Consider the following 23,846-nt stretch of genomic DNA (forward strand, 5'->3'; position numbering starts at 1 on the left):
TATATTATTTTTCGGGAGGTTCAAAACACATGAGTAATGCATCAAATACACATATAAATTTGGAAAGCGGAAGGCTAAACGTTCAAATTGCCCACCCGGGCTCAATATACAACGGTTCCCGTTTCGACTGGACCGCTTTTATTACCAAAATAGTATTGGACAACAAATACTCCTTTTGCGTACCCGAGTCCGAAATTCCCGGCCAAGGCTCCGGCGGTTTCGGATTGTGCAATGAATTTGGAATAACCACTCCCATAGGCTACGATGAGGCAAAACCTAAAGAAAAGTTTCCAAAGCTCGGAACCGGTCTTTTGACCCGTCCCGATGAGTCGGATTACTTCTTCTTTGACAAATATGAAGTTGACCCTTTTCCCGTCAAGATTTCAAAGGATTCCAATAGCGTGGTGTTTGAAGTTGAGCCTGTGGATTGCAACGGCTATGCCGTCAAAATGACTAAAACCGTCTCATTGAAAGACAATGTGCTTACCATCGACTATCGTCTCGAAAACGTGGGGATTAAGCACATAAAAACCGAGGAGTATTGCCACAATTTCTTTTCCGTAAACAACAACAGAATTGGGGACGGGTTTGTGTTAAAATTCCCTTATGACATTAGTCCCAAAGAAATCCCTGAAGTCATGAACATAAAGGACAACGAAATTCGTTGGAACTTTGTGCCCAAAGGAGATTTTTACTGCCAGATAGAAGGTTTTAAATCCGTAAAGCAGCATTATTGGGAGCTTATATACGAGCCTGAAAGAGTGGGCATTAAGGAATACAGTGATTTTGAAATTGCGAAAGTTGCCGTATGGGGTACCACCCATGTTGTAAGTCCGGAAGTATTTATAAATGTAGATATTGCTCCGGGTAAAACCCAGGAATGGAGAAGACAATATGAGTTCTTTACTTTCTGATATAATTGGATTTTGTCTACTAAAAAAGCGGGGTAAGCTTTGAACTCTCCCGCTTTTTATTATTCTTTTACGTCCTCGCCATTATTTCTTTAGTCTTTATTTGCTATCTTCGCCCAAGTATCCTTTAGAGTTACCGTTCTGTTAAATACCAAAGAGCCTTGCTTTGAATCCCCGGAATCTACGCAGAAATAACCCAAACGGAGGAACTGGAACATATCTCCGGGTTTTGCATTGGCAAGTCCCGGCTCCAACTTGCACGACTTTAATACTTCCAGAGAATTCGGATTTAACTGCTCAATAAAGTCAACATTTTCGTCGGCACCGGGATTGGGCACAGTAAACAAATGGTCATACAGACGTACCTCAGCATCAACGGCATGGTCTGCCGAAACCCAGTGAATAGTACCCTTTACCTTGCGTCCGTCGGGAGCATTTCCTCCCCGGGATTCGGGATCATAAGTACAGTGTACTTCTATTATTTCTCCAGTCTTGTCATCCTTTACAACATCCACGCATTTTACTATATAAGCACCTTTGAGTCTGACTTCCTGTCCGGGGGCCAGGCGGAAATATTTCTTTGGCGGATTTTCGCAAAAGTCATCCTTCTCAATATAAAGAACCCTTGAAAAAGGCACTTTCCTTGTTCCCGAATTGGGGTCTTCGGGATTGTTTTGAACCTCAAACTCCTCAATCTCTCCCTCAGGATAGTTGTCTATGACAAGCTTTAAGGGCCTTAGTACCGCCATTACCCTTTGGGCTTTTTCATTAAGCTCTTCCCTGATGCAATGTTCAAGGAGCGAAATATCAACTGTGCTGTTGCTCTTGGCAACTCCTATACGGGCACAGAAATTCCTTATAGACGAAGGAGTATATCCACGCCTTCTTAAACCCGATATTGTAGGCATTCTTGGGTCATCCCATCCTCTAACATGCCCTTCCTGCACAAGTTTTAACAGCTTTCGCTTGCTCATTACTGTATAGTTTAAATTCAAACGGGCAAACTCAATCTGACGGGTCTTGCACTCCATATCGAGAGTCTCTATAAACCAGTTGTACAACGGCCTGTGGTCCTCAAACTCCAGTGTACAGATAGAGTGGGTTATACCCTCCAAGGAGTCGGATATGGGGTGGGCAAAATCATACATCGGATAAATGCACCACTTATCCCCGGACCTGTGATGAGGTGCCTTTATAATTCTATAAATTACAGGGTCCCTCATATTGAGGTTGGGAGATGCCATATCTATTTTGGCTCGCAATACTCTTGTGCCTTCTTCAAATTCACCATTTTTCATTCTCATAAACAAATCTAGGTTTTCTTCAACACTTCTGTTGCGATATGGACTTTCCTTGCCGGGCTCGGTCAAGGTTCCCCTGTATTGTCTTATTTCATCGGCACTTAAATCGCAAACATAAGCCTTTCCCATCTTAATCAGCTGAATTGCGTACTCATACAACTTGTCAAAATAATCGGATGCATAGTACAATCTGTCGTCCCAGTCAAACCCAAGCCACTTAACATCGGCTTTAATGGATTCAACATATTCGGTGTCTTCCTTCGAAGGATTGGTATCGTCAAACCTCAGATTGCACAAACCGCCATTTTGCTCTGCAATTCCAAAATTAAGGCAAATTGACTTAGCATGCCCTATGTGAAGATAACCGTTAGGTTCCGGCGGAAACCTTGTATGCACTCTTTTGCCGTATCTATTCGTTTCGTTGTCCTCATCAATAATATCCTGAATAAAGTTTGAATATATTTTCCCAGCTTCTTCTGTTGTATTTAATTCATTTGCTATGCCATCAACTTGAGCGTCCATTCCCTTGTTCCTCCTTGTCAGTTTTAAAATACTGCACATATGACTTTATGTAATAAATGTTTGTTAATAATATAAACAATTATAAAATATATTATTATATTATATAACATAATGGGATTCATTCAACATGTTTTTATTACAATCAACCAAATTCGACCTTGTTCTTTCTTCTATTTTAAATTATGCAATCCTTTTTAGCAACATCATTTATATAGCACAACTTATACGTTTCTTTTTCTTTTAGGTAAAATTTGTTTTTCTTAGCTTTTCAAATCCATAGAATTCTCAACTTTGAACTAAAAACTCATAAATTCTGCATCACAATTAATTATTCCCAAGCATTAAAACCGTCAAACTACGCAAAATACTAACAAACTAAATAACTATGGAGGTCATTGTTATGAAAATTCGCGAAGGAATGATACCGACAATCCTCGGAACTGTAGTTACTGCAACTGGATTGTCCTTAAAACCGCTTTCATCCAAAATTTCTTGGGGCATAACCGGTTTTGGACTTGCCCACATAGTCTTAGGTACAATCGACCTTATAGAACACCGCAAAGAACAAGTATAAAAATAGATGCAAATAGACAGGGAAGTATAAAACCCTGTCTATTTTGTTATATTTACTCTTACAACAAACTTCTTCTGAGTTCTTCGGCAGATTTTGGCGAAAGATATGCCGGAGGAATATCAAAAACCGTTTTCGCTCCAACAACGCCTTCCTTGTTTAATCTGTAAGCAGCCCTGGCATATGCAAGCAAAGTATTGGCTGTAAAATCCGGATTGGAGTCCAATTTCAAACTATATTCTATAGTATGCTTGTTTTCATTATCCACACCGGTCTTGCCTGTCCTTATTGAAAATCCGCCATGGGGAATTCCGCTGTGTTTTTCTTTTAATTCTTCTGCCGTAATAAAATGCACAATTGTATTGTAATCTGCAAAATAATCGGGCATAGTTTTAATTTCTCTTTCGATTCTTTCTTTATCCGCTCCTTCTTCTGCCACAACAAAACATTCCCTGATGTGCTTGTCTCTAGTTGTAAGCTCGGGGTTGTCCCCTTTTCTTACCAATTCAATGGCGCTCTCAACCGGAATGGTATACTGCCTTGCATCCAACACACCCTTAACTCTTCTTATAGCATCGGAATGACCCTGGCTTACGCCCTTGCCCCAAAAAGTATAGGTTTTTCCTTCAGGCAGAATAACCTCTCCAAACAAGCGGCTTAGCGAGAACATTCCTGGGTCCCATCCGCAGGCTATGACAGCAATCTTTTTTGACTGTTTTGCCTTCTCATCCACAGATTCAAAATATTCCTGAATTTTATTATGGGTATCAAATCCGTCCACAATATTAAACATTGCCGCAAATTCCGGTCCCTGCACCGGCAAATCCGCCATACTTCCGCTGCAAAGCAGCATAACATCTATTTCATCTGTCATATTTTTTGCACTGTCAATAGAATAAACTTTTACTCCTTCCGTCAATGGTTTTATCGAATCCGGATTCCTTCTTGTGAATATGCCCACAAGCTCCATATCCTTGTTCTGTCTTATCCCTATCTCGGCACTTTTTCCCAAATTGCCGTAACCCACAATACCTATCCGTATCTTTTCCAAAGTGATTCCTCCCATTCATTCAAGCAAATATCTCATAAAAATTATTGCGTTATGTATTTTATCATATTATGGCCAATTCTACATCAATTGAATAAAGATTTTTATATATTTTTTTATTATGAATATAAACTAAATAAGGAAGCCCAGACGGCTTCCTTATTTAATCGTTGGAAATTCTATTTGTCACATACAGGAATTTCCTTATGACCTCCTATTTCTTTGCCCGGTATATTAACTTGCTGCTTTTGCAAAAGCTTCAATCTTATAAATACTACCATCTTTTCAATAATTTTGTCGAAAATAAATTCTTCTTTGCCAACACATCCAAGACCCTTAGGATCTTTCAAAATATCATCTTCAAAAATTTTCACTTCTTCAAGTTCACAAAATACTTTTTCATTGAAGCACTCAACGTGTACAAAGCCCATTTCACAGGGATCACTGCCGATAATCTCTTGTCCGCAGAACTCTTTGCCTTTTATATTGTCAGTAAAGGAAGCTATTTCTTTTGCAGGACCTGTTTCGCAAATTACCGGAGGAACATCGAATATGATTTTGGTTACGCATCTAAACGGCACCTTTACTGTTGTATGCTTTATCTTTCCGCTTATTCCGCCTTTTGCATCATTAATGCAGTCAGCAGTAGCATATTCAATATTTTTTCTTACGTAGCCGCTTAAAAACAGTTTTCCGGTTTTCTTTTCCTTGTATCCGTAATCAAATCCTGTGTCAATTAGTTTACACTGGGTAATAAACACGTTCTTTTTGATTCTTTTGATTTCAAGGGCCGGCTCTTCCAACTGAATAACTGACTCCACATCAACCTGTATAACGGGCTCGGCAAGAACTACAGGTATTTTCCCAACTAAGGGTCCGTTAAACCCCTTTGGAGTCAAGAATTCGTTTGGGCATTCAGAAAGAGTTTCCGACTTAATTACTCCAGCTTTACAAGTGTACTCTTTGTCCATTTCACTACCTCCTAAAACATTGATTGGTTTAAGTGATATTTTTATATCTTCTACTACTAATATATGAAAGAGTACACTTAAATGTGTTATGTAAACCTTAATGTCTCTCGTGGAAATCTTTGTAATATCATAACTTTATATCAGATTATAGGGGATTATTAGGTAGATATCCCGGAATTCTTACCTGCTGCCATTGCAGTAGTGTAAATGTTATCGACAGTATCAAATATTCAGTCAGCGTATCAAAGGAATCTCCCTTGGCATTAACTCCTGAAAATCGCTTTTTTCTCTCCACATTCGACTCACATATTGACGCTTCGTCCAATTCGCAAAAGAGTCTTTCCCCTAAAAAATAAGAATTCTCCGGACTATTTTCCTTATCCGGCAATGCAACGGGTATAAATCCGTTTGAAGTTTTAAACACGGGAGAAGTGCAGTACTCGATTTTGGTTACACATTCAAAAGGCACCTTTAAAGCTTTATAAAGCATGTCAGCCGACGTACCTTTCTTATTTCCGTATTCCCTGTCTTTCAGGCCGTATGCCGCATACGCAATATTTTCACTTACATAACCATTCAGATAAATTTTTCCGTATCTTTTATTACCCATGTTTAAAAGCTTGCATTGGGTTAGATATATGCTCCTCGAATGGCTGTAAATGTCTAAAACAGAATGGTCAAAACAAACCATAGATTCAATATCTATATGTACCCTTGATTGGGAAACAACAACAGGAATTCTTGCAAGCACAGGACCACAACGGCCGGTGGGGTAAATCGGCTCACTTTGAACCTCTGTAATGGTTCTCGTTTCAACTTTAAACTCTTTAAAGTCACGCTCAGCACCCATAGTTAATGCCTCTATTAATCGAAAAAACAACAGCAAAATACCCTTTTTCATAATATGATAAGATAGCTAATCTTGTACCGGTCCATAGCCTTATATAACTTTAGAACAAAGAAAATTTTCGTTTGCAGTAAAATTTTCTTACATCACGAGTGTCTAAGCAAGGTAAAAGATATTTTAGCACAGGTGTTTGGTGTATCCCATCTCAATAAGCTTTAAGTACGCATCCCATACCTCTTTGGGAATATCCTGATGTACTTGAAAGCCCTTTTCGGGATATACCTTTATTCTCTGAAGGTCCCCAACCATCACGCTAATGACTTCATCTTCCGTGATTTCGCCGTTTTCGTAGTCTGAAAGATACTCCTTTAATTCCATTTGAGGAGATGTAACAATCACATCTATATTAGGCCAAAGCTTTTTAAATGCGGCATAGGTCCTTCTTTCCATATACGGCTTGTTGACCGCAATAATTTTTTGAGCTTTTATTTGACTTTTATCAATTAAATCCTTTACAAATAAAATATTCTCGCCTGTGTTTGAGGATTTATTTTCAATCAGGATGCATTCTTCCGGAACTCCCATGTCCATAGCTATCCGGGCAAACTTTTCCGCCTCTGTATTGTTCCAAATATGCTTTGTAAGCTTGCCATATCCGCCTGTAAATACAATCAGAGGAGCAAAACCCTCCAAAAAGATTTCTGCTCCCCTCTTTGCAACCCTTGTGTCATGGCTTCCCAACACGATTATGCAATCTGACTTTGCAAGCTTATGATTCATGCGAAGATAGTCCCATAAAATCTGTATAAGCTTTTCTTTCTCCATGTTATTCTCCGTCAAATCCAGATACTTAATATTTATTTTATGAAAAGAGTGCTTCTGCAAATTCCCTTGCATTAAATCTCTGCAAATCGTCCATTTGCTCTCCAACACCAATAAGCTTCACAGGAATATTGAGCTCCGATGCCACAGCAATTATTATACCGCCCTTGGCAGTTCCGTCAAGCTTGGTAAGTACAATTCCTGTAATATCGGCCACCTCACTGAAAGTTTTCGCCTGTGAAATGGCATTCTGACCTGTAGTGGCATCAAGTACAAGTAAAATCTCCTTGGATACTTCCGGAAGCTCCCTGTCAATTATTCTGAATACTTTTTTGAGCTCTTCCATCAGATTCTTCTTTGTATGGAGCCTTCCTGCCGTATCACAAATTAATACATCCGCCTTTCTAGCCTTTACCGCCTGCACGGCATCATAAATAACAGCCGCAGGGTCCGAGCCCTCTGTTTGCTTTATTAACTCAACACCAACCCTGTTGGCCCATATTTCAAGCTGGTCTATGGCCGCAGCCCTGAATGTATCCCCTGCAGCAAGAATAACCTTTTTCCCTTGTGATTTCAAAAGATTTGCAATCTTCCCTATGGACGTAGTCTTGCCCACACCATTTACTCCAACCACTAATATAACGCTTGGAGTTGTATCAAGTTTAAGGTCCGACTCTCCCTGGCTTAGAATCTGAGCCAACTCTTCCTTAAGCAGCTCCTTTACCTTGGCAGGGTCCGTCGTTTTTGTCTCCTTCACTCTTTGTCTAAGATTTTCAATAATCTTCATACTTGTATCGATTCCCACATCGGAAGTTATAAGTATCTCTTCCAGTTCCTCAAACAACTCCTCATCGATTTTTCCGAAAGACACCAATACTTTATCAATTCTTTCGGTGATTGTATTTTTTGTCTTCTTAAGTCCCTCTTTTAGCTTGTCAAAAAAACCCATATTCTACTTATCCTCCATCCGAAATTCTTAATATTTTTAACTCACTTTTTCTCCCATTTTCAGGGATACAATCTTTGAAACACCATGCTCCTGCATTGTTACGCCATACAGGGTATCTGCAGCTTCCATGGTGCCCTTTCTGTGAGTAATAACAGCAAACTGAGTCACACCGGAATACTTCTTCAAATACTGCGCAAACTTGTACACATTTGCATCGTCCAAAGCCGCTTCAATCTCGTCCAGCACACAGAAAGGCGTCGGATTTAGCCTTAGAATGGCAAAGAGCAATGCAATTGCAGTAAATGCCCTCTCTCCTCCCGACAGGAGCATCAGGTTCTGAAGCTTTTTCCCCGGAGGCTGTACCTCTATTTCAATACCGCTTTCCAAAACATTCTCCTTGTCCACAAGAATCAGCTCCGCCCTTCCCCCGTCAAACAACTCCTGGAACACCATGTTGAAGTTTTCATTTATCAGTTTAAACTGCTCCATAAACTGCCGCTTCATTATGGACACCATTTCATTTATTACTTTTTGGAGCTTCTGCTCTGCCTGCTCCATGTCGTTTTTCTGTGCCGACATAAATTCAAAACGCTCTTTGGTTTTTATATACTCGTCAATCGCAGCCACATTAACAGGTCCAAGTTCCTTTATCTCATTTCTAAGCTCAGTTATTCTCTTTTGAGCCTGAGTTATACTTCCGATATCCTTTTTAAGCTCCAGTGCGTTGGTATAGGTAAGCTCATATTCATCCCACATCCTGTTTTGAATCGATTCCATCTCGGATTCCAGCCTTGCCTTTTTAACCTCAATTCTACCGTATTCCTCCTGAAGCAAAAGAATATTTTTATTTATTTCGGTTATTTGATCAACAATACCCGCGGACTCTTCCTCCCGGACCTTTTTCTCCTCGCTAATCCTATCAATTTCAAAGGTTTTCCCGGATTTCTCCTCCTCATACTTTTTAATTAACTTGTCCAACCCTTCATTTTTCTCTTCCAAGGATTTAATTTCCTGTTCGTTCTTAGCCTTTTCAGCCTTCTTTCTTTCCATTCCCTTTACAAGACTGTTTTTCTCATTTGACAGTCTCTCCAGCGTTTCCTTTACGCCATCCATGCTCTCCATAATTGAATTTACCGAAATCCTGTAATCGGTAATGTCGGTATGCAATGCATCTCTTATCGACTGCTCTTCTTTGTTCTTTTCCTGATATTTTGAAACTATATCTTTTTTCTCTGCTATATCCCTTTCTATTTGTGAAAGCTCATTTTCGTATTTTGAAAGCTCATTATAAGTATCTTTTTCCTGTCTTATGAGCTGCTCTTTTTCTTGCTTTAGCATATCAATTCTTGCATTGCTTCTTTTTATATTTTCCTCAATCTGAGCCAAATGACTCTCATCTCTTATTTTTATAAGCTCGTTGTCTTTTAGACTGCTCTCTTCTGCCGAAATTTTTTCTATTACCTCCGTAAGCTCACCGGAAAGTCTTTCAACATTCTTTTCTATCGCCGCATCATCTTCTTTAAAATTTGCAATCTTCGTTTCCAGCTCTGAAATCTCACGGTTTCGGCTTAGAATTCCCGACTCTCTTTTCTCTTTGCTTCCTCCCGACATGGAACCGGTGGTACTTAATATATCACCGTCTAAGGATACTATTCTAAAGCTATATCCAAACCTTCTTGCCATCTTTATTCCGGCATCTAGGCTGTCTACCACCACCACTTTTCCGAGAAGACTTAACACTATTCCCCTGTACTGTTCGTCATATTCAATAAGGTCTGATGCAACCCCGATAAATCCTTCATGGCCTCTTAACTGATTTAAAATGCCGTCGTCAAGATATTTCCCCTTTACGGAGGATATGGGCAGAAACGTTGCCCTTCCCAAATTGTTTCTCTTTAAATATTCTATTGCCCTTTTGGCATCCTCCTCGCTGGTGGTAACAATATTCTGCAAAGCTCCACCCAGTGACATTTCAATCGCAGTCTCATACTTTTCGTCCACAGTAAAAAGCTGCGCCAACGCACCATGAATGCCTTTGCCAAACTCTTTTGACTGCTGGCACGCCTGTAAAACAACCCTTACACTCCGGTTGTAGCCCTCAAGGTTTCGCTCCATATCCATAAGCATCTTTTGCCTTGAAGTCATTATCTGTATTTGGGACCTTACGTGATTCTGCTTTCTCTTTTCCTCTTCCAGCCTTACGCCAAGGTCCTTTCTCTTTTCATTCAATTCCAAAAGCAACTCTTTTATATTTTTAATAAGTTCATTTACCTTGTAGATACTCTCGGACAGCTCTTCCTTTTTCATGCCCTCCTTGTCTTTCTCAAGGGTCAGCTGGTATACTTCTGCGTCAATGCTTGTCTGCCTCTTCTTGATGCCTTCAATGTGGTTTTTTATATTGTTTATCTGTGTCTTCTTGTCCGACTGTATATCGAGCATTTCCATTATCTCAGTCTTCAAGTTCTCAATATATCTCTCATTCTCATTCAATGTGGCAATAATGGCCTGAAGCTTTTTTTCGGACTCCTCGAGCTTTGAGGAATAATCATTATACCTCTCCTCAAGGTATAAGATTTTGCTGTTCTTTGAAGCCTCTTCTTCCGATATGGCCTTGATTTTCTCCTCAACCTCGGCTATTTCCCCGTCAAGACGGTCAATATTGGAAAAAAGGTTGTTGATTTTCTCCTGATTTAGCCTAATTTCGGAATGGGATTTTTCAAGGCTGCCGTCTATAGCATAATACTCCTGTTTTGCAGCCTCAAGTTTTCCTTCCATATCCTTTAAAAGGCTTAAATTTTTCTGGTTGAGAGCCGTAATTTCCTCCAGCTTTTTATTTTCACCGTCAATATTGTCCTTAACTGAAGTGAAGCTCTCTTCCAATTCCTTTATCTTTTCTTTGTATTTGGTGATATTTTCTATATATACGTTTATTTCCAACTCTTTTAAAGTCTCTCTTAAGTTCAGGTACCTCTTTGCCACTTCGGATTGCTCTTTTAAAGGCTCAAGCATATTTTCAAGCTCTGCTATAATGTCATTTATTCTAAGAAGATTTTGTCTTGTCATCTCCAGCTTTTTTTCCGCTTCCAGCTTTCGGACCTTATACTTCATAATTCCGGAGGCCTCTTCAAAAATACCCCTTCTTTCCTCGGATTTAGTGCTTAGAATTTCATCAACTCTTCCCTGTCCGATTATGGAATAACCGTCCTTGCCGATACCGGTATCAAGGAACAACTCATAAATATCCTTAAGACGGCACTGGGTCTTGTTTATCATATACTCACTCTCTCCGGAGCGGTATACGCGCCTGGTTACGGTAACTTCGCTAAAATCAATAGGAAGCATGCCGTCAGAATTGTCAAAGGTAAGAGAAACCTCTGCAAAACCCAAAGGTTTTCTGTGTTCGGTACCGGCAAATATTACATCCTCCATCTTTCCGCCTCTCAAGGTTTTGGCACTCTGTTCTCCCAGTACCCACCTTATTGCATCGGAAATATTGCTTTTGCCGCTTCCGTTTGGTCCTACCACCGCGGTAATGCCGGAATTAAAGTCAAGCTGTATTCTGTCAGCAAAGGATTTAAAGCCTTGAATCTCAAGTCTTTTCAGATGCAAATAAAACACCTCGGTAATTTTAGAATGAAAACCTCAAATATTTACTCCTTAATTATTCTAACATAATTTTTTATATTATCAACACAGCAATATTATCTCATCAATATTTCCGTCAAGACAAAACCACATTTTACATTTTACGAAATATTGCTTTTATAGCTTTTGGCATACTTTCCAGCAACAAGCAAAGCCTCAACCATGCTTACAGCACTGGCTTTTCCTGTTCCGGCAATATCAAAGGCCGTACCGTGGTCCACGGATGTTCTTAAGAAAGGAAGCCCTATCGTGACTGAAATTGTCCTTTCAAAATCCAAAGTTTTAGCAGCAATATGCCCCTGGTCATGGTAAAGAGAAAGTACCGAGTTGTATCTTCCCTTGCTTGCAAGATAAAACACCGAGTCGGCTCCAATAGGCCCTTCCACACGATAACCTCGCGAAATCGCTTCCTCTATGGCAGGTATCACAAAGTCAACTTCTTCGCGGCCGAAAAGTCCATGCTCTCCGCTGTGGGGATTGAGCCCTGCCACCGCCATGGTTCCCTCATTGATGCCCAAAAGTCCCAATGCTTTTGTGCATCTTTCAATATAGTCCAGCACCCTTTCCTTTGTCACCAAATCGCATGCCTGTCTTAAAGAGACATGCCGGCTTAGGAAAAATATCCTTAAGTTCCCCACTTCAAACATGGTCAAAGGGTCCTTTGTACCGGTAAGTCCCGCCAAAATTTCCGTATGTCCTATATAATCTATTTTTGCCATTTTCAACGATTCTTTGTTTATGGGTGTGGTGGCTAAAGCATCTATTCTTCCGGCCATGGCAAGCTCCACAGCCCGTTTTATATAATCGAATGCCGCTTTGCCGCATTGTGCCTGGACCTGTCCCATTTTGACGCCGGACACACCAATATCTCCGATATTAACAAGATTAATTGCGCCTCTGTCCGATACCATCCCATGGAGATTATCATCTACAACATTTATTCGAGTGTCAAGCCCACAAATCTCCAATGCCTGTAAAATCGCATCTTTAGAGCCTATGACTACAGGCGTAAGGAACCGGTAAATGCTTTCATCGTTTAGTGCCTTTACCACTATCTCCGGGCCAATACCTGCCACATCTCCAAGAGGTATTCCTACTATCGGCTTATCCACATGATTTTCCTCCCGTCTTTTTCTCAATAAATTTTTTTATATTTACCTCATATTTATACCTCAAAATATTTATGCCTTAAAACTGCTATTTAGATTCAAGTTTGCCTCTTTCATTTCATTCCAAGAGGCCAAATTAAAAAAGCTGTTCTTGTACAAGAACAGCCTCAAAACAATAAATATGTAACAAAATTATCTAGGTTCGACTAAAAATTTAATCGCAGTCCTCTCCTCCCCATCGATACTAATAGATGAAAAAGCTGGAACTGTAACAATGTCAATACCGTTCGGCGCAACGAAACCTCTTGTAATTGCTATTGCTTTAATAGCTTGATTTACCGCTGCTGCCCCCACTGCTTGAATTTCTGCTGTCGATTTGCCTCTAAGAATTGCTGCCAATGCTCCAGCGACCAACTTCGGCTGCGAATGAGCTGATACCTTTAATACTTCCATACACTTTTCCTCCTCAATAAAATATAACTTATATAAATTAAATAAAATAAAGCAAATTTATTTCTCTCTTTTAAAATATATGATAACCGATAATGGATAATTTCTAGTCTAACATTATTTTATAACAATCCATGATAACAAACAATATTATAAAATTAATATTTTATATCATAAATTTCATGTCCAACATTATATTCTCTGACAATAATTTTATCATACCCGTACTTTTTTCGTAAATACTCTACATTTTTTCTCCCTTGACCTATAACATTCGATATTTCTTTTTTACTCGTGCAAATTACTAGTGTGTCTTTTTTCGACAGGTTTTTCTCCATAATCATCTTTTCGATAGCATAAAGAGCCATCCTCGATTCCACCAATTGTCTGAAAGCAGGATGGAAGGGTCCGGCAATCACGTCACCGCCCTCGTTTATGCTTTCGGTGGGCTGCAGCCCAATCCTTATTACGTTTATATTGTTCTTTTCATAAATGTAAAGAAGCTCGGCACAAAGCTCAACGGCTTCGTCAAGCTCCAAAGGGATGTATTCACCTCTAATGTACATCTTTTCAAGATAGGTACCCTTAATCACCAGTGTGGGATAAATCCTTAAAATATCAGGCTTTATTCCAACAACTCTTTCTGCAGTACGAAGGGCTTTTTCCCTATTGTCCCCCGGAAGCCCTATCATTGTCTGTATTCCTAGGGTAAAGCCTCTTTGTTTTATAAGAGCCGAAGCATTGTAAACATCCTCAACGCTATGTCCCCTGCAGGTCTTCTGAAGAACTTCATTGTCAAGGCTCTGTACCCCAAGTTCTATTGTCTTTACATTATACTTTTCCAGATAATCAAGAATTTCACCGGTTATATAGTCCGGCCTGGTTGAAAGCCGTATGCTTTTAACCTTCCCCTGTTTTATATATTTATTGGCCGTTTCAAGGTATCTGTATTGTTCTTCTCTTTCTATACCCGTAAAGCTGCCTCCGTAAAAACCTATCTCGATATATGCATTTTCACCGGCAGAACCGATGTGGGACTCAATAATCGATATCATCTTGTCTTCGGTCATATCATCTTTTTGACCGCTTATATACTTTTGATTGCAATATATGCAGTCAAAAGGGCAGCCCTTGTGGGGAATAAAAATCGGTATGACAATATGCTTAAAAGCCATTATTTTCCCTCTTAAACCATGTTATAGTAATATATCTAATTATATCAGTGAACTTTCTAACATCATTTCATCAATACTTAAAATTGCTTTTTTAAAAAGTCTTAGGCATTAATATTTTTGAGAGATGATTTTGCAGCCATCTGCTCTGCTTCCTTCTTTGACCGGCCTTCCCCAATTCCTACCACTTTTTCGTCCACTTTTACCTGGGCAACAAACACCTTGCTATGGTCAGGCCCTTTTTCTTCAATTATCTCATACGAAATTTTATGTTCATTGGTCCTCTGAATAATCTCCTGAAGCTGGGTCTTATAATCCATAAAAATAGTCCCTCGGATAGATTCCTCTATTGTTTTACCCAGTTGGTTCAATATAAAGGCTCTCGCGCTCTCAAGACCTCCATCAATGTATATCGCCCCTATCAGCGCTTCAACAGCATCCGAAAGTATGGAAACCCTCGACCTTCCACCAGTGTTTTCCTCGCCCTTTCCGAGAAGGAGGTATTTCCCTATACTTATGTTTTGTGCACACTCAGCCAAAGTACGTTCACACACCACATTTGCTCTGAACTTTGTCATTTCTCCTTCTGCCAGGTATGAACAGTTTGTAAAGATATATTCACTGACAACCATGTTTAAAACAGTGTCACCCAAAAATTCAAGCCTCTCATTGCTTGATATCCTATCATCCCTGCATTCATTGGCATAGGAACTGTGAGTCAAAGCCAATACAAGTTTCATCTTGTCTTCAAAACAATAACCTATAACCCCTTCCAGCTCCTTTATCCTGCCCATAAAACCATCTAAATTAAACATTGCTCCTCCCATCCTTCAAAGGCTTATAATATACATTTCCCGATGGAAAAATATATCATAGCACTTTACAGCTTTAGGGGAACGGAATAAACCGCCCCCCTAAAGAATCAGATTGCATTTATCAACAAAACTTCTTTAATGCAATAGTTGCGTTGTGTCCACCAAATCCCAGAGAGTTTGACAATGCATAGGTTATGTCGGCACTTCTTCCTTTATTCGGAACGTAGTCAAGGTCACATTCCGGATCCGGTGTCCTGTAATTGATTGTCGGAGGCAGGAAACCATCTCTTAAAGCAAGGACGGTAATAATAGCCTCAATCGCACCGGCTGCACCCAAAAGATGTCCTGTCATTGACTTGGTAGAGCTTACAGCCAGCTTCTTTGCATGCTCACCAAACACAGCCTTTATAGCCGCAGTTTCAAACTTGTCATTGTATTCCGTAGATGTTCCATGTGCATTAATATAATCCACATCTTCAGGTTTTATTCCTGCATCATCTATAGCCATTTTCATGCATCTTGCTCCACCTTCGCCTTCCGGTGCCGGAGCGGTAATATGATATGCGTCATTTGTAACTCCATATCCTACAATCTCAGCAAGGATATTAGCGCCCCTCTTTACTGCATGCTCCAATTCTTCCAACACAAGAATTGCGGCGCCTTCTCCCATAACAAATCCGTTTCTTTCAGCATCAAACGGTCTGCAGGCCAAAGCAGGGTCTTCTGTTGTGGTCATGGCTTTCATGGAACAAAAACCTGCGAAAGACAATGGTGTTATGGAAGCCTCCGAGCCCCCTGTAATTAAAACATCCGCATCACCGCGCTGAATAACCTTGAAAGCATCTCCAATGGCGTTGGTCGATGTGGCACACGCAGTTACGACACACTCGTTAAAGCCTTTGGCTCCAAACTGTATGGCAATTTGTCCCGCTGCCATATTCGAAATCATCATAGGTATAAAAAACGGACTTACTCTGCCTGGACCCTTTTCCATATAGACCTTGAACTGTTCTTCGAATGTTGACATTCCACCTATTCCCGAACCTACAACAACTCCAAATCTATTTTTCTCTACCTTCTCAAGGTCAAGTCCCGACATCTCCACAGCCATTTTAGAGGCAGCCAATGCATACTGGCAATAAGGATCCATTCTTTTTGCTTCTTTTTTGTCAATATACTTGGTAGGATCAAATTCTTTTATTTCAGCTGCAACTTTTGTAGGCATGTTTGATACGTCGAACTTGGTTACTGTGGTTATTCCGCATTTACCTTCCTTTATCGCGTTCCAAAACCCGTCAATATCGGTTCCCAATGCAGATACAACTCCAAGACCTGTAACAACAACTCTTCTCTTCATTGTCAAACCTCCTGTATTAATTTACACACATATACAATTATATATAAGAAGTTAATTATTTCTACGTTAAATTTCAATTATTCTTAATATTTTGCCCTGAGTATAAGCTTACCATAAAAAAGTCCCTTTTGCAGGGACTTTTTTTATGAATTATTCTTAATGTACTCAACAACATCTCCTACTGTTGAAATTTTTTCAGCCTCGCTGTCGGGAATTTCGAGGTCGAACTCCTCTTCCAAGGCCATTATCAATTCAACAATATCCAATGAGTCTGCACCTAGATCGTCTATAAAAGATGATTCCATTGTTATCTCATCTTCTTCAACACCTAACTGCTCTGCAATAATCTTTCTAACTTTTTCGAACACTATCATTCACCTCCTTCCACAGGGGGTTTGGTTGATTCTTAGTGTAAACTATTGATTTTGACCAAATAGTGTTACAATAAGATATTATTACATTACCAGTCCGCCGTCAATATTTATTACCTGTCCTGTTATATAATTTGAATCGTCAGATGCAAGGAAACCGACAACATTGGCCACTTCTTCAGGCGTCCCGAACCTTTTTAGCGGTATGTTATTCAAATAGGTTTCCTTCACTTTGTCAGGTAAGACATCGGTCATGGAAGTTATGATTATACCCGGGGCCACAGCATTGCAGCAAATCCCTTTTGCAGCAAATTCCTTTGCAGTCGCTTTAGTAAGACCTATCAAACCTGCTTTAGACGCCGAATAATTAGCTTGACCTGCATTGCCCATAACACCTGCAACAGAGGTAATATTTATAATTTTACCGCTTTTTTGCTTCAACATGATTTTGGAGACAGCTTTTGTACAAAGAAAGGCACCTTTCAAATTAATATCCAAAACATCGTCCCAATCCTTTTCAGACATTTTGAGCATGAGCATATCCCTGGTGATACCGGCGTTATTTACAAGTATATCAATTCTTCCGAAAGCATCCATCGCTGTTTTAACCATATTCTCAACATCTTCAGGATTGCTTACATCCCCTTTTGCAACAACGACATTTATTCCGGCAGCTTCAAATTCCTCTTTAGCGGCATCAACGCTGCCTGAAGCAGTTGTACCGTTAAGAACGATATTTGCCCCCATATTACCCAGTTTTAATGCAACAGCTTTCCCGATTCCTCTGCCTGCACCGGTTATAATTGCAGTTTTCCCCTTTAATTGCATACTATTCACCTCTTATTGCCGTTATGAATACCTCAATTTTATCAAGCTCCAAGTTCCTCTAGTGTTTTATTAAGAGATTCAATATCCTCAACATTGAGAGTCTTCATTTCCTTGTTGATCTTCTTAACAAAACCGCTCAATACCTTACCCGGACCTATCTCAACAAAAGTATCCACACCATCTTCTATCATGTTCCTTATAGAGTCTTCAAACAGCACTGAGCTGCTTACCTGTCTTATCAAAAGATCCTTTACTTTGTCTTTATCTAAAATATATTCCGCAGTTACATTTGTTACCACCGGAATCTTAATGTCATAAAGATTCACTTTTTCAAGCTCAGCAGCCAGTTTATCCCCCGCAGGTTTTAACATACTGCAGTGAAATGGAGCGCTAACAGCAAGAAGCATTGCTCTTTTTGCTCCCATTTCTTTGGCAATTTCCAAAGCCTTTTCCACAGCCTTTACCTCTCCTGCAACGGTTATTTGCCCCGGGCAGTTGAAGTTTGCCGGCTCTACAATTCCCTCCGACGATGCCTTTTTACAGCATTCCTTTACCGCCTGGCTGTCCAGTCCCATTATAGCTGCCATAGTACCAACTCCAACCGGCACTGCCTCTTGCATGAATTTACCTCTTTTTCTCACCAAGGATACGGCATCCTTGAAAGTCATTGTACCTGCGGCAACATGGGCCGAATATTCTCCAAGGCTCAGCCCTGCCACAACATCGGGCTTTATGCCCTTCTCCAAAATCGGCTGAAGCAAAGCCACACTTGCTGTCAAAATAGCGGGCTGAGTATTTTCGGTTATCTTGAGGGTTTCTTCATCACCTTCAAAAATCATTTTCTTCACATCAAAGCCCAAAGCTTCCGATGCCTCATCAAATATAGCATCGGCTCCTTTGTACTCATCGGCTATCTGCTTGCCCATTCCAACATATTGCGCTCCCTGACCGGGAAACAAAAATGCTAGTTTACCCATTCTTCTACCTCCAGTATTAAAAACAAAGTATTTACCGTTTTAATTTTACCGTGATTTATTTATTCCATCTGATTATGGCAGCTCCCCAAGTAAGACCGCCGCCAAAACCAACCAAAATTAAATTATCGCCTTTTGAAATGATTTTTTGCGAATAAGCGTCAGTCAATCCCACCGGTATGGATGCGGACGAAATATTGCCGTACCTGTGAAGGTTTGAAAACACCTTGTCGTTCGGTATGTTAAGTCTCTTTGCCGCACCTTCCAGGATTCTGATATTTGCCTGGTGAGGCACAATCAGCTTTATGTCATCCATAGTAAGTCCCGCATCGTCCAATACTTTTGTTGAAGCATGTTCCATTATCTTTACCGCAAATTTGAAAACCTCACTGCCATCCATCCACAACGTTCTTTTATTCTCTCCGCCTCTTGCCTCAATATCCTCAGGTGAAATATAACAGCAGGGTATGGTGATATTTTTACCCAGTTCACCTGCTGCCCCGGTATAGGTGGTAATTATTCCACAGCCCTCCTCCACCGGTCCGAACAGCACCGCACCTGCTCCGTCACCAAAAAGAACACAAGTATTCCTGTCTTTCCAATCGACTACTTTTGAAAGTCCCTCACAACCTACAATTAACACATATTTGTAAAATCCCGACCTGATAAACTGATTGGCCACAGACATTCCGTAAATGAATCCCGAGCACGCGGCATTAAGATCAAAGGCAGCTGCCTTGGTTGCTCCAATCTCACTTTGAATAAGGCAGGACATGGATGGCGTAAGATAGTCGGGTGTCTCTGTAGTTACAATTATCAAATCCACTTCTTCCGGTTCAACTTTTGCATCGGCCAGAGCCTTTTTTGCAGCCTCCACTCCCAACTTATGCGCTGGTACATCCTCATCCAATATTCTTCTTTCAGATATTCCGGTTCTCTTGGTAATCCATTCATTCGACGTATCTACCATTTTTTCTAAATCGTGATTGGTAAGCACCTTCTTTGGAAAGCAACTCCCCAATCCCAAAATCCCACAATTACAAGTCTTGTTCAATATCCTCTACCTCCATATTAACAAACTCTTGCCTTATTTTATCCAATACCTTTGTCCCCGCAAATTTGCTTGCTTTAAGAATTACATTTTTGACTGTTTTCGCGTTTGAACTTCCATGACTTTTTAATACAAGACCGTCAACACCCAATATGGGAGCGCCCCCATTTTCATCTGCATCCATAATCATCTTTAGAACCTTCATATCTTTCTTTAGCATAAGAGCTGCCATCTTTGTCTTCAAATTCTTAAGCATGATACTCTTTATCAGATTGTAGAAGTACGAACCGGCACCTTCATAGAATTTAAGCAGAACATTTCCCACAAAACCATCACAAACAACCACATCAACTTTGCCTAATGCCACATCATTTCCCTCAATATTTCCGACAAAATTGATATTGGATTCGGAAAGAAGCGAATACGCATTCTTTAGCGTCTCGTTGCCTTTTCCCACCTCGGCTCCAATATTTAAAAGACCAACCTTCGGGTTGTCTACACCGAGCATCTCTTTCATATAAATGGAACCCATAACACCAAACTGCTGATAATTAACAGGTTTGCAAACTGTATTGAGTCCCGCATCAATAATAAGACCTTTTCCTGACTTTGTGGGCACTATTGCTGCAATCGCAGGTCTGTCAACACCCTTTATTCTGCCGAGTATAAACAGGGCGCCTGTCATCAGTGCTCCACTGTTGCCGCAGGATAAAAATATATCACCTTTTTTCTCCTTCAAAAGCTTAAATCCCACAACCATGGAAGAATCCTTCTTTGTTTTGATTGCCTTTGTAGGCGTATCTTCCACAGTGATAACTTCAGATGCGTGGTGAATCTTTATTCGAGATTCATCATAGCTTCTTTTCTTTAATATTTCCCGGATTTTTTCCTTATCACCTATTAGCAATATTTCAAAACCTTCTGCTTCCAAAACTGCATCCAAGCATCCGTTGACAATGGCTTCAGGTGCATTGTCTCCACCCATTGCATCAACCAATATAATCAAAAGTATTCACTCCTAATACCTATAGTCTTGTTTCTTCTTTTCACTAAGTTACTATACATTTCAAATTTTTTCAAGGGATACCAGAATAAATTTCCCTCTGAAAACTTCAACATTCTTCTCTGTAATTTTTACCCAAACTATAAATTTATTATCCTTTGATTTTTTTACTTCAGCTTTGGCCACAAGTTTGCTCCCGGCATATACAGGAACCTTGTATTTTATATTCGCCACTCCGACCAAAGCCACTTGAGCATCTATTACTGCAATGGCAAGGGATTCCGCCAGGGAATATATGTAATGCCCCTGTATAATTCTTGTTTTCTCAAAAACCATTTTCGAGTTGGTTTCAAGAATGGAAATACCACCCTTGCCCAATGTTATATCCACCAGTTCTCCGACAATATCTTTAACTTGAAGTGATTTAACCTTGCCATAGTTTTTTTGCGCTACGTTTTTTATTCTCTCTCTGAGTTCCGGAATGCCCAGTTCCAGTCTGTCAAGCCTTATTGTAGGCACACTCACACCTAACATTTCGGATAACTCTTCATCTGTAAGGAAGGGGTCATGCTCAAGTTTTTCAAGGAGAATAGCCTGCCTCTCCTTCTTCATACATGACGACCTGCTCATGCGTTCACCTCTTTTTATTCCGGACAATCAATAAAATTTCATGTGCCGGAGCAATAATGTTTCTCTCTTTTTGCTCAACTGCCATTTAGTGCATATCTTTATTATATATTATATTATCTTTCTCTATAATTATTGCCTGGTATTAATCTCTGATGTTAAAAGTATATAATATATTTATCATATATGCAACAATTTCCTCAAATTTTCATAAAATATTTATAATAAATCAACGTGCTTTCCGCCAAAAAGAGGCAGGCGATTATTTCGCCCACCTCTTTTTCGTTCTTCTACTTCGGATTCTTAGGATCCGTAACTGATATAATAACAACCGTCAATATGTACAATTTTATTTCACTTCCAGAGTATAATAAAAAAGAGCCAGAGCAACATTCTCCGACTCCCTTTATTTCTATTTTACATATCCTGCTTTATAACATGGGCATTTTTAACAATATAATCATAAGCGGAATATATGGTGGCAATCACAGCAATCAGCATTAAAATCTTGTCTATGGGAAATCCTAAAAGAACGTCCACCAGATAACTCCTTACAAGCGTAGCTAAAATTGCAATAATCTGAGTAACCGTCTTGATTTTGCCCCATTTGCTTGCCGCAATAACAATTCCTTCACTTGCCGCCACAAGCCTTAATGCCGTAATTATAAACTCTCTGGCAATTATTATAATGGCAGCCCAGGAGGAAAGGTCATTTCTTTCCACAAGAGCGACAAGAGCTGCTGTAACTAAAAGTTTATCCGCTATGGGGTCTAAAAACTTTCCGAAGTTTGTTACCTGTTTTCGCTTTCTGGCTATATATCCGTCCATCCAGTCAGTGCTTGCTGCTATTAAAAACAGTATGCCTGCAATATAATTACCGTAGCTTTTAATAAAAAAGTTTATGGCTTCAAGCTGTGAATGGGCAAAAGACAAAAGTGAGCTGTCTACAACCCATTCCGGAATCGGTATTATCAGCAGCATAAAAACTGGGACCAAAATAATTCTCGATATAGTCAATTTATTTGGAAGATTCATTTATAACCTCTCCTATTAAATCATAATCATCAACATTTAATATCCTAACACTCACAAATTCTCCAAATTTAAGAGGCTCTGTGCTTGTAAAGTAAATTGAACCGTCTATGTCCGGAGCTTCGGCATAAGTTCTTCCATAATAGAAAATACCGTCTTCAGACACCCCTTCCACCAAAGTTTTATATACCTCGTTCAATCTGCTTTCATTTTTTCTTTGCACAATTTCCTTCTGAAGCTGCATTATGTCGCTTCTTCTTGACTCCTTAACACTCTTTTTGATTTGAGGTTTTAAATCATAGGCAGGAGTGCCTTCCTCTCTGGAATAAGTAAAGACACCAAGCCTGTCAAATTCGTATTTTCTGACAAAATCATAGAGTATTTTAAAATCCTTGTCGTCCTCACCGGGAAAACCGACTATCAAAGAAGTTCTCAAAACGATACCGGGAACTTCGGATCTTAATTTATCCAAAATGTTCCTTACCCCTTCGCCTGTACTTCTTCTGCCCATTAATTTTAATATCTTGTCACTTGCATGCTGAATGGGTATATCCAAATACTTTACAATTTTTCTGTTGTTTGCAATTTCATTTATCAGCTCTTCGTCAATCTCTTCCGGATAAGTATATAAAAGCCTTATCCATTCAATTCCTTCTATACTGCTGATTTGTCTTAGCAATTCCCCAATCTTTTTTTGACCGTAAATGTCTCTCCCGTAAACGGTAACATCCTGAGCTACCAGTATAACTTCCTTTATCCCTTTTTGGGCAAGGGACTCGGCCTCCGAAACTATGTCCTCCATTTTTCTGCTTCTGTAAGGTCCACGTATATAGGGAATGGCACAGTAAGTGCAACGGTTGTCACATCCCTCGGATATTTTCAAATAAGCATATCCTCTGTGCGTGGACAGAAGACGTTCGTTGTTGAGATATTCCACACTTAAAGTATCCTTATGGAATACGGCTTTTTCTTTATTTTCATTACTATAAAACCGGTTAATAACCTTTGCTATTTCATCATAGCCGGAAACCCCCACTACTGCGTCCACTTCCGGTATTTCTTTTATTATCTCATCCTTGTATCTTTGGGCAAGACAGCCGGCAACAATCAACATCTCACAATTTTTACTCTTGTGACTTGCCATTTCAAGAATAGTATTTATGGATTCTTCTTTTGCTGACTCAATAAAGCCGCAAGTATTTATAATTATAATATTGGCTTTCTCACTGTCAGATGTGATTTCAAATTCATTTTTCTTAAGCAATCCCAGCATTATTTCACTATCCACAAGGTTTTTCGGACAGCCCAGCGAAATAATACCTACTTTTTTCTTCAAGTCATACACCTCATTATAGTTTATATTTTAATATCACTATCATTATTTACGTTCACATCCAAATTGTCAATTGTTTTTTATAAGTTCTTCCGGCAACAAACTCTCTGCTTTGCTTATCAGGCTTTCGATTTCGT

General features: G+C 39.7%; 22 protein-coding genes. 2 read left to right on the forward strand and 20 right to left on the reverse strand.

What is annotated here, in order from left to right; all coding sequences use genetic code 11:
• The coding region (locus PLH43_RS07210) for a hypothetical protein (RefSeq protein ID WP_324361569.1) at positions 1–914 on the forward strand (914 nt) is incomplete at its 5' end.
• Positions 915–1,003: 89 nt separating this feature from the next.
• Here PLH43_RS07210 and PLH43_RS07215 read toward each other — a convergent pair.
• On the reverse strand, positions 1,004–2,734 hold the full coding sequence (locus tag PLH43_RS07215) for a glutamine--tRNA ligase/YqeY domain fusion protein (protein WP_324361571.1): 1,731 nt from the start codon (positions 2,732–2,734) through the stop codon (positions 1,004–1,006).
• A gap of 400 nt (positions 2,735–3,134) precedes the next feature.
• On the opposite strand from PLH43_RS07215, the gene PLH43_RS07220 reads away from it, so the two are divergent.
• The gene (locus tag PLH43_RS07220) at positions 3,135–3,308 is read left to right on the forward strand and encodes an asparagine synthase (protein WP_324361574.1); all 174 of its coding nucleotides are present in this window, start codon (positions 3,135–3,137) and stop codon (positions 3,306–3,308) included.
• Positions 3,309–3,366: 58 nt separating this feature from the next.
• On the opposite strand, the gene PLH43_RS07225 is transcribed toward PLH43_RS07220, so the two are convergent.
• The 19 genes from PLH43_RS07225 to rimO form a co-directional block, all read right to left on the reverse strand.
• Positions 3,367–4,356: a diaminopimelate dehydrogenase gene (locus tag PLH43_RS07225; RefSeq protein ID WP_324361576.1), complete on the reverse strand. Its 990-nt coding sequence runs from the start codon at positions 4,354–4,356 to the stop codon at positions 3,367–3,369.
• Between the two features lie 176 nt (positions 4,357–4,532).
• Positions 4,533–5,324: a CsxC family protein gene (locus PLH43_RS07230; RefSeq protein WP_324361578.1), complete on the reverse strand. Its 792-nt coding sequence runs from the start codon at positions 5,322–5,324 to the stop codon at positions 4,533–4,535.
• A 145-nt stretch (positions 5,325–5,469) separates the two neighbouring features.
• A complete protein-coding gene (locus PLH43_RS07235) occupies positions 5,470–6,174 on the reverse strand; it encodes a hypothetical protein (RefSeq protein ID WP_324361580.1) in 705 nt (234 codons plus the stop codon).
• A 174-nt stretch (positions 6,175–6,348) separates the two neighbouring features.
• The gene (locus PLH43_RS07240; protein ID WP_324361582.1) at positions 6,349–6,996 is read right to left on the reverse strand and encodes a YdcF family protein; all 648 of its coding nucleotides are present in this window, start codon (positions 6,994–6,996) and stop codon (positions 6,349–6,351) included.
• Positions 6,997–7,033: 37 nt separating this feature from the next.
• A complete protein-coding gene (gene ftsY / locus PLH43_RS07245) occupies positions 7,034–7,942 on the reverse strand; it encodes a signal recognition particle-docking protein FtsY (RefSeq protein ID WP_324361584.1) in 909 nt (302 codons plus the stop codon).
• A 36-nt stretch (positions 7,943–7,978) separates the two neighbouring features.
• Positions 7,979–11,551 (reverse strand): chromosome segregation protein SMC, encoded by a 3,573-nt coding sequence (gene smc / locus PLH43_RS07250; protein WP_324361586.1) that lies wholly within the window; start codon positions 11,549–11,551, stop codon positions 7,979–7,981.
• Positions 11,552–11,688: 137 nt separating this feature from the next.
• Entirely contained in the window at positions 11,689–12,699 is a 1,011-nt protein-coding gene (gene pdxA / locus PLH43_RS07255) for a 4-hydroxythreonine-4-phosphate dehydrogenase PdxA (RefSeq protein WP_324361588.1), read from the reverse strand.
• A gap of 189 nt (positions 12,700–12,888) precedes the next feature.
• Entirely contained in the window at positions 12,889–13,149 is a 261-nt protein-coding gene (locus PLH43_RS07260) for a stage V sporulation protein S (RefSeq protein ID WP_324361590.1), read from the reverse strand.
• Between the two features lie 155 nt (positions 13,150–13,304).
• Positions 13,305–14,321, reverse strand: a complete 1,017-nt coding sequence (locus PLH43_RS07265; RefSeq protein ID WP_324361592.1) for a radical SAM protein — start codon at positions 14,319–14,321, stop codon at positions 13,305–13,307.
• 101 nt (positions 14,322–14,422) lie between these two features.
• Positions 14,423–15,133 (reverse strand): ribonuclease III, encoded by a 711-nt coding sequence (rnc, locus tag PLH43_RS07270; protein ID WP_324361594.1) that lies wholly within the window; start codon positions 15,131–15,133, stop codon positions 14,423–14,425.
• Between the two features lie 121 nt (positions 15,134–15,254).
• Positions 15,255–16,490: a beta-ketoacyl-ACP synthase II gene (gene fabF / locus PLH43_RS07275; protein ID WP_324361596.1), complete on the reverse strand. Its 1,236-nt coding sequence runs from the start codon at positions 16,488–16,490 to the stop codon at positions 15,255–15,257.
• Positions 16,491–16,633: 143 nt separating this feature from the next.
• The gene (acpP, locus tag PLH43_RS07280; RefSeq protein ID WP_038289369.1) at positions 16,634–16,861 is read right to left on the reverse strand and encodes an acyl carrier protein; all 228 of its coding nucleotides are present in this window, start codon (positions 16,859–16,861) and stop codon (positions 16,634–16,636) included.
• An 84-nt stretch (positions 16,862–16,945) separates the two neighbouring features.
• Positions 16,946–17,689: a 3-oxoacyl-[acyl-carrier-protein] reductase gene (fabG, locus tag PLH43_RS07285; RefSeq protein WP_324361599.1), complete on the reverse strand. Its 744-nt coding sequence runs from the start codon at positions 17,687–17,689 to the stop codon at positions 16,946–16,948.
• A 41-nt stretch (positions 17,690–17,730) separates the two neighbouring features.
• Positions 17,731–18,666, reverse strand: coding sequence for an ACP S-malonyltransferase (fabD, locus tag PLH43_RS07290; protein ID WP_324361601.1), 936 nt, complete (start codon positions 18,664–18,666; stop codon positions 17,731–17,733).
• 55 nt (positions 18,667–18,721) lie between these two features.
• Positions 18,722–19,717, reverse strand: coding sequence for a beta-ketoacyl-ACP synthase III (locus PLH43_RS07295; RefSeq protein WP_324361603.1), 996 nt, complete (start codon positions 19,715–19,717; stop codon positions 18,722–18,724).
• A complete protein-coding gene (plsX, locus tag PLH43_RS07300; RefSeq protein WP_324361605.1) occupies positions 19,701–20,720 on the reverse strand; it encodes a phosphate acyltransferase PlsX in 1,020 nt (339 codons plus the stop codon). Before plsX ends, PLH43_RS07295 begins: the two co-directional genes overlap by 17 nt.
• A gap of 60 nt (positions 20,721–20,780) precedes the next feature.
• Positions 20,781–21,347 (reverse strand): transcription factor FapR, encoded by a 567-nt coding sequence (gene fapR, locus PLH43_RS07305; protein WP_324361607.1) that lies wholly within the window; start codon positions 21,345–21,347, stop codon positions 20,781–20,783.
• Between the two features lie 414 nt (positions 21,348–21,761).
• Positions 21,762–22,379 carry a CDP-diacylglycerol--glycerol-3-phosphate 3-phosphatidyltransferase gene (gene pgsA / locus PLH43_RS07310; RefSeq protein ID WP_324361609.1) on the reverse strand — a complete coding sequence of 206 codons (618 nt, stop codon included), beginning with the start codon at positions 22,377–22,379 and terminating at the stop codon, positions 21,762–21,764.
• Positions 22,363–23,712 (reverse strand): 30S ribosomal protein S12 methylthiotransferase RimO, encoded by a 1,350-nt coding sequence (gene rimO / locus PLH43_RS07315; RefSeq protein ID WP_324361611.1) that lies wholly within the window; start codon positions 23,710–23,712, stop codon positions 22,363–22,365. The genes pgsA and rimO overlap by 17 nt, the downstream gene beginning before the upstream one ends.
• Positions 23,713–23,846 lie beyond the last annotated feature (134 nt).

The sequence above is a fragment of the Acetivibrio sp. genome (assembly GCF_035371925.1).
GTDB lineage: Bacteria > Bacillota > Clostridia > Acetivibrionales > Acetivibrionaceae > Hungateiclostridium.